General features: G+C 64.6%; 8 protein-coding genes. 4 read left to right on the forward strand and 4 right to left on the reverse strand.

Annotated features, from left to right (window positions below):
* Positions 1-53: 53 nt before the first annotated feature.
* Positions 54-2,273 carry an exopolysaccharide transport family protein gene (locus Q0687_RS00620; RefSeq protein ID WP_298870850.1) on the reverse strand — a complete coding sequence of 740 codons (2,220 nt, stop codon included), beginning with the start codon at positions 2,271-2,273 and terminating at the stop codon, positions 54-56.
* Between the two features lie 195 nt (positions 2,274-2,468).
* Here Q0687_RS00620 and Q0687_RS00625 point away from each other — a divergent pair, with 195 nt between their 5' ends.
* The 3 genes from Q0687_RS00625 to Q0687_RS00635 all read left to right on the forward strand — a co-directional run bounded on the left by Q0687_RS00625 (position 2,469) and on the right by Q0687_RS00635 (position 6,686).
* Positions 2,469-3,602 carry a glycosyltransferase family 4 protein gene (locus Q0687_RS00625; RefSeq protein ID WP_298870852.1) on the forward strand — a complete coding sequence of 378 codons (1,134 nt, stop codon included), beginning with the start codon at positions 2,469-2,471 and terminating at the stop codon, positions 3,600-3,602.
* 119 nt (positions 3,603-3,721) lie between these two features.
* The gene (locus tag Q0687_RS00630) at positions 3,722-5,269 is read left to right on the forward strand and encodes an undecaprenyl-phosphate glucose phosphotransferase (protein ID WP_298870854.1); all 1,548 of its coding nucleotides are present in this window, start codon (positions 3,722-3,724) and stop codon (positions 5,267-5,269) included.
* Between the two features lie 160 nt (positions 5,270-5,429).
* Positions 5,430-6,686 (forward strand): O-antigen ligase family protein, encoded by a 1,257-nt coding sequence (locus Q0687_RS00635; protein ID WP_298870857.1) that lies wholly within the window; start codon positions 5,430-5,432, stop codon positions 6,684-6,686.
* Here the strand turns inward: Q0687_RS00635 and Q0687_RS00640 are convergent.
* A complete protein-coding gene (locus Q0687_RS00640) occupies positions 6,655-7,137 on the reverse strand; it encodes a MarR family transcriptional regulator (RefSeq protein ID WP_298870860.1) in 483 nt (160 codons plus the stop codon). The two genes, Q0687_RS00635 and Q0687_RS00640, sit on opposite strands and share 32 nt — an antisense overlap.
* A 148-nt stretch (positions 7,138-7,285) precedes the next feature.
* On the opposite strand from Q0687_RS00640, the gene Q0687_RS00645 reads away from it, so the two are divergent.
* Positions 7,286-8,482: an FAD-dependent monooxygenase gene (locus tag Q0687_RS00645; RefSeq protein WP_298870861.1), complete on the forward strand. Its 1,197-nt coding sequence runs from the start codon at positions 7,286-7,288 to the stop codon at positions 8,480-8,482.
* Between the two features lie 168 nt (positions 8,483-8,650).
* Here Q0687_RS00645 and Q0687_RS00650 read toward each other — a convergent pair whose 3' ends face one another.
* Together Q0687_RS00650 and Q0687_RS00655 are read right to left on the reverse strand one after the other, a co-directional pair.
* Positions 8,651-9,826 carry a saccharopine dehydrogenase NADP-binding domain-containing protein gene (locus Q0687_RS00650; protein WP_298870863.1) on the reverse strand — a complete coding sequence of 392 codons (1,176 nt, stop codon included), beginning with the start codon at positions 9,824-9,826 and terminating at the stop codon, positions 8,651-8,653.
* A 12-nt stretch (positions 9,827-9,838) separates the two neighbouring features.
* The coding region (locus Q0687_RS00655) for a saccharopine dehydrogenase NADP-binding domain-containing protein (RefSeq protein WP_298870865.1) at positions 9,839-10,943 on the reverse strand (1,105 nt) is incomplete at its 5' end.

Below are 10,943 nucleotides of genomic sequence, written 5' to 3' on the forward strand. Positions count from 1 at the left end.
CGAAGCGGTCGTCTCGAAGGACGAGGCGCTTGCTCAGACTCAGAACCAATAGCCTACGCCGCGACCACGCGCGGTGTCTCGCCGGCATCCGACGGCTGCACGGGCCGGCTCAACATCGTCACCTCGCTGAAGCCGACGCCCTTGAGCTGTTCGCACATGAGCGTACGCGCATCAGCCTCCATGGAGGCGTCGGGGACCACGACCGCGCGGGCGTTCGTCGTCAAGAGTTCTGCGGGCAGCTCTGAAGCGCCACCGGCGTCGAGCAGCACGTAATCGTAAGCCCGCATCAAGGCATCGATTGCGAGCGTCACCCGCGGCGACTGGAGCAGGCTATGGTCGAAGCCTGGACGACCGGCCAAGACGAGATGCAGCCGCGAGAATTTGTCGCGCGTAATGATCTGAGCGAACGAGGCCTGCCCCTGCATCAGCTCGGCAAGACCGGGCGCCGTCGGATCGACCGACACCGCCGGTATCGTCGGCGAGGACGCGGCGAGATCGACCACGACGACGCGCGCCTCGCGTGCCAGATGGCGGGCGAGCGTCAGCGCCGACAGCGTGATCGCGTCCCCTGATGCGGTCCCGAGAACGGTGACCTTCTTGGCGCTGGTTCCGGCAGCCCTCAGGCGCTCGGCCAGTTGCCCGATCTCGGCGAATTCGCTGGCCTCGGCATCAACAATCATCTCTGGCTGGAGTGGCGCGGGATCCATCTCGACCTGATCGACGACGACAGGCTCGCGACGAGCCGCCGCCGGGGCGAGCGTCGCCACGGCGCGCGGCGCGGTCTGGCGCAGCAACTCGCCGGTGACGACGAGACCGGACGACAGCAGCAGCGTCGCCAGCGTCGCGATCAGGACGATGGGCAGCTTCTTCGGATAGGCCGGCGTGTTGGAGACGATACCGCGCGAAATGATCCGCCCCTCCGCCGGCGCGTCGATGCTTTCGCGCGTGCTGGCCTCGCGGTATTTGCCGAGATACGTCTCCAGCAGGTCACGCTGCGCCTTGGCTTCGCGCTCGAGCGCCCGGAGCTGGACATCCTGGCCGTTGGTCGAGGTCGCCTGCTTCTTGAGCTGATCGAGGCTCGCGGTCAGGCCATCGACGCGGCCGCCGGCGATCCGGGCGTCGTTTTCAAGCGAGCGCGAGATCTTGGCGGCCTCATCGCGGATCTGACCATCGAGGTCGCTCAGCTGAGCCTTGAGCTCCTTGATTCGCGGATGATTGCCGAGCAGCGTGGACGATTGTTCGGCGAGCTGGGCGCGCAACGTCACACGCTGCTCCGACAACCGCCGCATCAGCTCGGAGTTCACGACCTCCGATGCTTCGATCGGCTTGCCGCTCTGGAGCATCTCGCGGATCAGGCGCGCCTTGGACTCGGCGTCCGCCTTCAGCGCTCGCGCATTGTTGAGCTGGGTGTTGACCTCGCCCATCTGCTGGTTCGACAGCGTGGTGTTGTTGGTTCCGATGAACAGCGACGATTTGGAACGGAAGTCCTCGACCTTGGCTTCGGCGTCGGAGACCTTCTTGCGCAAATTGTCGATCTCGCCCGCCAGCCACTGGCTGGCGTTGCGCGCCTGGTCCTGGCGCGCATTCTGCTGGAGCACCAGATAGCCGTCGGCAATCGAGTTGGCGACGCGCGCGGCCAGTTCCGGATCCTGCGACTGGAATTCGACCACGATCACGCGCGACTTGTCGACGGCATAGGCCTGAAGACGATCATAATACGCATCGAGCACACGCTCTTCCGGCGTCATCGAGAACGGGTCGCGGACAATTCCGACCAGTGCCGCGAGCTGCTTCAGCGGCGAAATGCCCTGCAGCACCGGATCGAATTCCGGCCGCTCGGCCAGCTTGTTCTTCTTGATGATCTCGCGTGCGAGATCGCGCGACAGCACGAGTTGCACCTGGCTGGTCACGGCTTCGGGATCGAGCGCCTGCCGCTCCTCGGTGCTACGATCGCTGCTCGGCCGCAGGAAGACGTTCTCGCGCCCGTCGATCAGGATGCGCGATTCGGACTTGTAGCGCGGCGTGATGAGATTGACGATGGCGACGGAGGCGACGAGGACCAACACCGTCGGCACGATGATCCAGCCGCGCTTCCGCGCGAGCGCGCCGCCCAGCGCATGCAGATTGATATCACCGGATTCGACCGACGCCTGCTTCGCAGCATCAGACGCAGGCTTGGCTTCAAGTTTGGGTTTGGCCTCAAGCTTGGCCTTCGAAACGGCCCGCTCGATGACGGCCTTGTCCTTGCCGGCACGCCAGAACGCTAAACGCATCGAACACTCCCGGAGGGCAACGCCACTCGTGTACCTCAATGAGGCCGATTACACTCCATTAAGGTTGCCGCTGGGTTAATCACGACCTCCGGCAGGCGACGCAGGCGCAGTCGTCATCTTTTGTTAACCACGAGGGCCCTTAATCCATCTCGATATTTCGAGAACATTGTCCGGCTCCGTGCGCTGGTTTTGATCATGCCCCCCTCTCCCGACCAGCCGCTTCGCATTCTGCACGCCGTACGCGCGCCCGTCGGCGGCATCTTCCGGCACATCCTCGACCTCGCCAATGGCCAGGTTGATCGCGGCCATCACGTCGGGATTCTCGCCGATAGCCTCACCGGTGGCGAGCGCGCGGACAAGGCGCTGGCCGAACTTGCGCCGCGGTTGAAGCTCGGCGTGCATCGGATGGCGATTCGCCGGGAACCCTCGCCGGATGATTTGTTGGTGTGGTTGCGCCTGCGCCGCCTGATCGCCACGCTCAAGCCCGACGTGCTGCACGGCCACGGCGCCAAGGCCGGCGCTTTCCTTCGCATGCGGCGGCGCACCGACGACACCATCCGCATCTACACGCCCCATGGCGGCTCGCTGCATTATCCGCTCAACACCCTGAAGGGTGAATTTTACGCCCGCCTCGAACGCTCGCTGATGGACGCGACGGACCTGTTCCTGTTCGAGAGCGCCTTTGCCCGGGACACCTACCAGCGCATCGTCGGTACGCCCAAGGGCGTGGTGCATTGCGTCTTCAATGGTGTGACGCCGGAGGAGTTCGAACCTGTCGTCATCGCCGATGACGCCACCGACCTCTGCTATGTCGGCGAGTTCAGGCACATCAAGGGTGCAGACCTCCTGGTCGACGCGGTGGCACGGCTGCGCGAGGGCGGCAAGAAAGTCACGCTGACGCTCGGCGGCGACGGCGAGGAGACGGCGGCGCTGAAGGCGCAGGTCGAGCGGCTCGGCCTGAACGACGCGATCCGGTTCATCGGCCACGTCAAGGCGCGTTACGGCTTTTCCAAGGGGCGATTGCTGGTCGTCCCCTCGCGTGGCGATTCCATGCCCTATGTCGTCATCGAGGCCGGCGCAGCCGGCATTCCCATGATCGCAGCGCGCGTCGGCGGCATCCCGGAGATTTTTGGCAGCGAATGCCCGTCACTGTTCCCGGCCAGCAATGCCGAGGCGATGGCTGAGGCGATCACGGCCGCGCTCGACGATGCGCAAGCGACCGCGCAGCGCGCATCGACCTTGCGCGAGCGCATCTCCGCGCATTTTTCCCAGCAGGCGATGGTCGACGGCGTGCTCGCCGGTTATCGCGACGCATTTGCCAATCATTAACCATCCTTAAGGCGGCTTTAGAGAATCTTCCGATTTGTCCGATAATCGAGGTGCCAGGGGATGCATGCCCGGGGCACGAGGCCGCTGCCCACGGGTTTTTGGAATGGACGTGGACGCCCGTGGAACCGCTCAACGCACGCTCGATGCTCGATGCCGCGACCAGCGCCGCGGCCAAGCCGGCTGAAACAGCTTTCGTCGAACGCCGTCGCCGCCTGACGCCGGCTGCGCTCGAGGTCGTCAATCAGAAAGTCGCCCGCGCCTATTCGCCGATCGTGATTGCCGGCATCGTGCGCGTGATCGATTTCGTGCTGCTGAGCGTGGTCGGCATGACCGTTTATCTCAGCTACGTCATGCCGCATACCGGCTTCAGCTGGCTCTATCCGCTGGAGATCGTCGCCGTCGCAGTCGCCGCCGTGGTCTGCTTCCAGGCCGCGGACATCTATCAGGTGCAACTGTTCCGCGGCCAGCTCCGGCAGATGACGCGGATGATCTCGTCCTGGTCGTTCGTCTTCCTGCTGTTCATCGGCGTGTCCTTCTTCGCCAAGTTCGGCAGCGATATCTCGCGGCTGTGGCTTGCCGCCTTCTATTTCCTTGGCCTCGCTGCGCTGGTCGCCGAGCGCCTCATCCTCCGTTCGCTGGTGCGCAACTGGGCGCGCCAGGGCCGGCTCGACCGCCGCACCATCATCGTCGGCTCCGACAGCAACGGCGAGCAGCTGGTCGAGGCGCTCAAGGCGCAGGAGGATTCCGATATCCACGTGCTCGGCGTGTTCGACGACCGCAACGACAGCCGCGCGCTCGACACCTGCGCCGGCGCGCGCAAGCTCGGCAAGGTCGACGACATCGTCGAATTCGCGCGCCGCACCCGCGTCGATCTCGTGCTGTTCGCATTGCCGATCTCGGCGGAGACGCGCATCCTGGAAATGCTGAAGAAGCTCTGGGTGCTGCCGGTCGACATCCGCCTCTCCGCTCACACCAACAAGCTGCGCTTTCGGCCCCGCTCCTACTCCTATCTCGGCGAGGTGCCGACGCTCGACGTGTTCGAGGCGCCGATCACCGATTGGGATCTGGTGATGAAATGGCTGTTCGACCGCGTCGTCGGCAGCCTCGCGCTGTTCGCGGCCCTTCCCGTGATGGCGCTGGTGGCGCTGGCGGTGAAGCTCGACAGTCCCGGCCCCGCCCTGTTCCGCCAGAAGCGGTTCGGCTTTAACAATGAGCGCATCGACGTCTATAAATTCCGCTCGATGTATCACCACCAGGCCGACCCGACGGCATCGAAGGTGGTGACCAAGAATGATCCGCGCGTCACCCGCGTCGGCCGATTCATCCGCAAGACCAGCCTCGACGAACTGCCGCAGCTGTTCAACGTGGTGTTCTCAGGCAACCTATCTTTGGTCGGCCCGCGTCCGCACGCGGTGCAGGGCAAGCTCCAGAGCCGGCTGTTCGACGAAGCCGTCGACGGCTATTTCGCCCGCCACCGCGTCAAGCCCGGCATCACCGGCTGGGCCCAGATCAACGGCTGGCGCGGCGAGATCGACAATGAAGAGAAGATCCAGAAGCGTGTCGAGTTCGACCTGTACTACATCGAGAACTGGTCGGTACTGTTCGATCTCGTCATTCTCCTGAAAACGCCGCTCTCGCTGCTGACCAAGAACGAGAACGCGTATTGAAGTTTGCTGACCCAAGTCTCACTGTCATCGCCCGGCTCGACCCGGCGATCCAGTAACCACCGGCAGTAGAGACTGCCACGAACGACACGGAGTACTGGATGCCCCGGTCAAGCCGGGGCATGACAGCGGAAGTTGTGTGCACGAGTAGCGTGAGCGTGTGATGGCGTATGCGGCAACAGCCGGTGAAGTGAACGTAGCCGTACCGGCTGCGCCCGGCGTGCTCGCCCTCCAGCGCGCGCTGGTCTGGCTGGTCGGCGCATCAGGCGCGATCGTCTTCATCGAGCCGAGCCCCTACGAGATCGTGACGCTGCTCGCCACCGTCGCCTTCTTCGCCACCGGCCTGCGCCTGCGGCTCGTGCTGATGCCGCTGTTGCTCGCCCTGGTCCTGCTCAATGTCGGCTACACCGTCAGCGCGATTCCGCTGCTCGACCAATCCGAGGTCGCAAGCTGGATCGCGACCTCCTGGTACATGGCCGTCACCGTGATGTTCTTCGCCATGGTCACCTCCGAGGACACGGCGGCCCGGCTCGACATGCTGCGCCGTGGTCTCGTGGTCGGCGCGATGATCGCCTCGCTCTCGGCCATCGCGGGCTATTTCAATCTCGTTCCCGGCGGCCACGATCTCTTGACGCTCTACGAGCGCGCCCGCGGCACCTTCAAGGACCCGAACGTGCTTGGTGCGTTCCTGATCCTGCCGGCGCTGTTTGCGCTTCAGAGCGTGGTTACGGACAAGCTCGCGAAAGCGTTCCGCAACGCCATCGCCTTCGGCATCATGTCGCTGGCCATCCTGCTCGCCTTCTCCCGCGCCGCCTGGGGCGGGCTGATCCTGACCTCGGCCTTCATGTTGGCATTGATGGTGCTGACCAGCCGCACCAATGCGCAGCGCTCGCGCATCATCATCATGGCGATCGTCGCGGTCGTGCTGGGCCTTGCGCTGATCGCGGTGCTGCTGTCGTTCGATTCCGTCGCCGAGATGTTCAAGCAACGCGCGAGCTTCGACCAGAGCTATGACGAGGGCCGCTTCGGCCGGTTCGGCCGGCACATCCTCGGTGCGGAAATGGCGCTCGATCTGCCGTTCGGCATCGGACCGCTGCAATTCCACCGCTTCTTCCCCGAAGACACCCACAACTCCTACCTGAACGCCTTCATGTCCGGCGGCTGGCTTTCCGGCGTGTGCTATCCGGCGCTGGTCTTCACCACCGTCATCATGGGCTTCCGCCACATCTTCGTGCGCGTGCCCTGGCAGCGCGCCTATCTCGCGATGTTCTCGGCCTTCGTCGGCACCGTCGGCGAAAGTTTTGTGATCGACACGGATCACTGGCGCCACTTCTGGATGATGCTCGGCTCGATGTGGGGCATGATGGCGGCGGCGCAGGCCTACAAGATCAGCTCTGAGAAGGACGCTTCGTCAGCTTGAGCTTCAGTGCGGGCCGCTTCTCGGGCGGCGTGTCGATCAGCCCCTTCAGCGCCGCGGTCGCAGCAAGTATGCTCTTGTAGCCCTCATTGGCAAAACGCAGCAGCAGGCGCAGCTCTTCATCGGTATAGGCGCTGAAGACCTTCTCCATCGCCTGCTGCATCGGCACGTAGAGTTGGCCGATCTTCATCGCGGTTTCCGGCACGACGGCGATGAAAACCTTGCGGCGGTCGGTCTCATCCCGCTCGCGGCGTACCAGACCCGCCTTCTCGAGCCGATCGACAACGCCTGTGATGGCGCCAGTCGTCAGCCCCGTCACCTCAGCGAGCCGGCCCGCCGTGACACGTCCCTCGAGATAGAGAATGTCCATGCATTCGAGGTCGGAATTGGCAATTCCGGCCACGTTCGCGACGGCTTGCCCATAGAGCACGCCCTGCGCGGACGACCGCCGCATCGCCTCTTCCAACTCCCCCAGCAACGCCGCGCGCGCCTTTGCCCTTGACAACGCTCACCTCATATCTTAGTCGATATATATCTTAGTCACTAAGAGATTTAGTGACCGTAATTCCTCCTAGCATCACGGAAACGTCGGGAGCAAGCCAATGCCTCATCGTCCCCGCAAGGCCCTCATTATCGGCGCTGGCATTGCCGGCCCCGTCGCCGCGATCCTGCTGCGCCGCGCCGGCATCGAATCCGCCATCTACGAAGCCTGGCCCTACTCCAAGGGCATCGGCGGCGGCCTCCAGATCGCGCCGAACGGCATGCATGTCATCGACGAGATCGGCCTCGCGGCCGAACTGATCAGCCGCGGCTCGATCGCCGAGTCCTTCGACTTCTATTCGCAGGAAGGCCGAAGGCTCGGCTCGGTCAATCGCGACATGGAACGGCGCTTCGGCCAGCCCGCCGTCAATGTCTGCCGCGCCACGCTGAACGAGATGCTGATCGACAAGGCCTGGTGCGCCTGCGTCTCGCTCTATTTCGACAAGCGCCTGATCAAGGTCGAGGATCGCGGCGACCAGCCTGTCATCGCCTATTTCGCCGACGGCACCACCGCCGAGGGCGACTTCCTGATCGGCGCCGACGGCGTGCATTCAATCGCGCGGCGCCAGGTCGTGCCTGATGGCCCCAAGCCCTTCAACACCGGCCTGATCGGCTTCGGCGGCTTCGTGCCGCACGCCGTCCTCGACGGGAGGGCCATCGGCCGGCATGTCGAGACCACGTTCGGACAGAGCGGCTTCTTCGGCTACGGCTATTGCGGCCCCGATCCCAGGGACGGCGTGATGTGGTGGAGCACGCAGCCCGCGCACGGCATGGACGCCGCGATGTTTCGCGCCCTCGACGCACAGACGCTGAAGCAGCATCTGCGCGGCTTCCATCATGGCTGGCACGATCCGATCCCCGCGATCATCGAGGCGGCCGACGACATCGTGGTCACCGACACGCTCGACGTCGCGACCTTGGCGACCTGGTCACGCAAGCGCTCGCTCCTGATCGGCGATGCCGCGCATGCGACCAGCCCGCATGCCGGCCAGGGAGCTTCGCTCGCACTGGAAGATGCGATGCGGCTCGCCCGGCTGATGCAGGAGGGTCAGGAGTTGACGGCGACCTTCCAAGCCTTCGAGGCCGAGCGGCGACCCCGCGCGGAAAAGATCGTCGCCATTGCCCGCCGCAACGGCAACAACAAGCGCGAGTTCAGCGCAGCCGGTGCATGGATGCGCAATCAGATGATCAAACTGCTGCTGCCGCTGGGCGCGAAGGGCATGGATTTCATGTATGCGTATGATGCGCGGGCGGCGTAGCTCTTTCTTCCCCCTCTCCCCGTTCTTACGGGGAGAGGGTTGGGGTGAGGGGCTGCTTCGGCAAAAACGGTGAGCGGAAAGTCCCCCTCACCCGCCACGCTCGGGCGCGCAATTGCGCCGCCGAGGTTGTCGGCCTCTCTCCGCAAGCGGGGCGAGGCGAAGGAAGTGCTAGCCTTCCACCTCGAACCTCAGCCCGGCATGGTCGACGAGTCGCCTGATCAGCTTGTGCTGCATCGCTGCACCCGGCGTCCAGAGGCCGGCCGGGACGTCAGGCGCATCGCGCAGCAGGCAGATCGCGCATTCCGAGATCATCCTGGCGGTTGACGCGTAGCCGGGATCGAGATCGCCTTTGACTGCTGCGCGAACCTGACGGCCGTCGGGCGCGATCGCGACATAGAGCAGGTCGTAATGACCGGCGTCGCGCTCTTCTTTCGATGGTCCCTCGCCGGGCTTCAGCGCCTTGGGGCCGGTCTTTTCGCTATTGGCGGCCATGACGAGCTTCGCATTGGCCTGGCCTTCGTCGCCCGGACCCGTCAGCACCATCTCGTCGTAGACGAAATCCCGGCCATAGGGGAATCCCATCAGCATGTTGGAACGATGGACGTTGCGTGTGTTCAGCGTCGCCATCGCGAACGGGGCGGACCAGGATTGCAGATCCTCCTCGAAAACAGGCTTGTTGCCGCGCGGTTGCTTGGGCCCTTCAAATCCAGGCGTGAAGGCGAAAGGGTCCTTGAGGATCGAGACCAGGCTGAGATCTTGCGCGACGGCTTCGAAGGTGACCCTTGCGCTTGCGGAGGTGCCCCCGGAGAACTTCCAGCTGAGGTCGCGGACGCGCCCTTTGACGCGCGACGCCGGCGCTCCGAACACGCGCCTTGCTTCCTCCTGCACGAAGAACGCACCGAGCTCGAATGGCATGGAATCGAAGCCGCAGGAGAACATGATACGCGCGCCGCTCGCTTTGGCCGCCGCCTCATGCTTGTCGATCATCTGCTTCAGCCAGATCGGCTCGCCGCAGAGATCGAAATAATCGGTGCCAGCGGCGACGCAGGCCGCCAGCAGATCGGACCCATAAAGCTGATAGGGGCCGACAGTGGTCACGACCAGCTTCGCCTGATCGACCATGGCCCGCAACGACGCCGGATCGGCGGCGTCGGCGACGATCAGCGGCGTGTCCGCGGGCGCGCCGATCGCATCGCGAACGGAGGCAAGCTTGCCTCTGCTGCGTCCGGCCATCGCCCAGGTCGGCGCACCGGCGCCGACGTAATGCGCGGCGAGATACTCAGCTACGAGCTGACCGGTGTACCCGGTCGCGCCGTAGACGACGATGTCGAACTTCGCAGACACGGATCGTAGACCTTAAGCCTCCACCTCGAACGTCAGCCCGGCATTGTCCCGCAGCCGCTTGATCAGCTTGTGTTGCATCGCCGCGCCCGGCGTCCAGAACCCGGCCGCTACATCGCTGGCGTCACGCAGCATGCAGATCGCGCATTCGGAGATCATCTTCGAGGTCGAGCCATAGCCGGGATCGCGGTCGCCGGTCACACCGGCGCGAACCATGCGGCCGTCGGGCGCGATCGCGACATAGAGCAGATTGAACAGCCCGTTCTCGCGCTCCTCCTTCGAAGGTCCCTCGCCCGGCTTCGGCGCGCTCGGGCCGGTCTTCTCGGCGTTTGCGGCCATCACGCGCTTGGCGTTGGCCTCGCCCTTCTCGCCAGGACCGGTGAGGACCATCTCGTCGTAGACGAAGTCCTGGCCGTAGGGAAAGCCCATCAGCATGTTGGAGCGATGGACGTTGCGGGTGTTGATCAGCGCCATCATGAACGGCGCGGCCCAGGAATTCAGATCCTCCTCGATCAGCGGCTTGTTACCCCTCGGCTGCTTCGGACCGGCGAAGCCAGGGGTCAGCGCGAAAGCATCGTTCAGGATCGCAACGAGGCTCATGTCTTTGGCAACCGCATCGAACGTCGCCTTGGCACTCGCCGCCGTGCCGCCCGAGAGCGTGCCGCGCATGTCGCGCACGCGACCTTTCACGCGCGAGGCCGGAGCGCCGAATACGCGTTTGGCCTCTTCCTGCACGAAGAACGTGCCAAGCTCGAACGGCACGGAATCGAAGCCGCAGGAGAACACGATGCGCGCGCCGCTGTCCTTGGCAGCCGCCTCGTATTTGTCGATCATCTGCCGCATCCAGATCGGCTCGCCGCAGAGATCGAAATAATCGGTGCCGGTGGCGACGCAGGCAGCCAGCAGTTGCTCGCCGTAAAGCTGGTAAGGACCGACCGTCGTGATGACGGACATCGTCTGCTCCGCCATCGCTTTCAGCGAGGCCGCATCGGACGCATCCGCCACGATCAGCGGCGTATCCGCGGGTGCGCCGATCGCGTCGCGCACGGATTTCAGCTTGTCGAGGCTGCGTCCGGCCATCGCCCAGGTCGGCGCACCGGCGCCGACGTAATGCGCGGCG

This window comes from uncultured Bradyrhizobium sp. (genome assembly GCF_936928535.1).
In the GTDB taxonomy this organism is placed as follows: domain Bacteria; phylum Pseudomonadota; class Alphaproteobacteria; order Rhizobiales; family Xanthobacteraceae; genus Bradyrhizobium.

Excerpts from the sequence above, each read along its gene's own strand:
- Q0687_RS00645 (WP_298870861.1), top strand. The coding sequence starts at position 7,286 with ATGCCTCATCGTCCCCGCAAGGCCCTCATTATCGGCGCTGGCATTGCC.
- Q0687_RS00625 (WP_298870852.1), top strand. The coding sequence starts at position 2,469 with ATGCCCCCCTCTCCCGACCAGCCGCTTCGCATTCTGCACGCCGTACGC.
- Q0687_RS00635 (WP_298870857.1), top strand. The coding sequence starts at position 5,430 with ATGGCGTATGCGGCAACAGCCGGTGAAGTGAACGTAGCCGTACCGGCT.
- Q0687_RS00640 (WP_298870860.1), bottom strand. The coding sequence starts at position 7,137 with ATGCGGCGGTCGTCCGCGCAGGGCGTGCTCTATGGGCAAGCCGTCGCG.
- Q0687_RS00620 (WP_298870850.1), bottom strand. The coding sequence starts at position 2,273 with ATGCGTTTAGCGTTCTGGCGTGCCGGCAAGGACAAGGCCGTCATCGAG.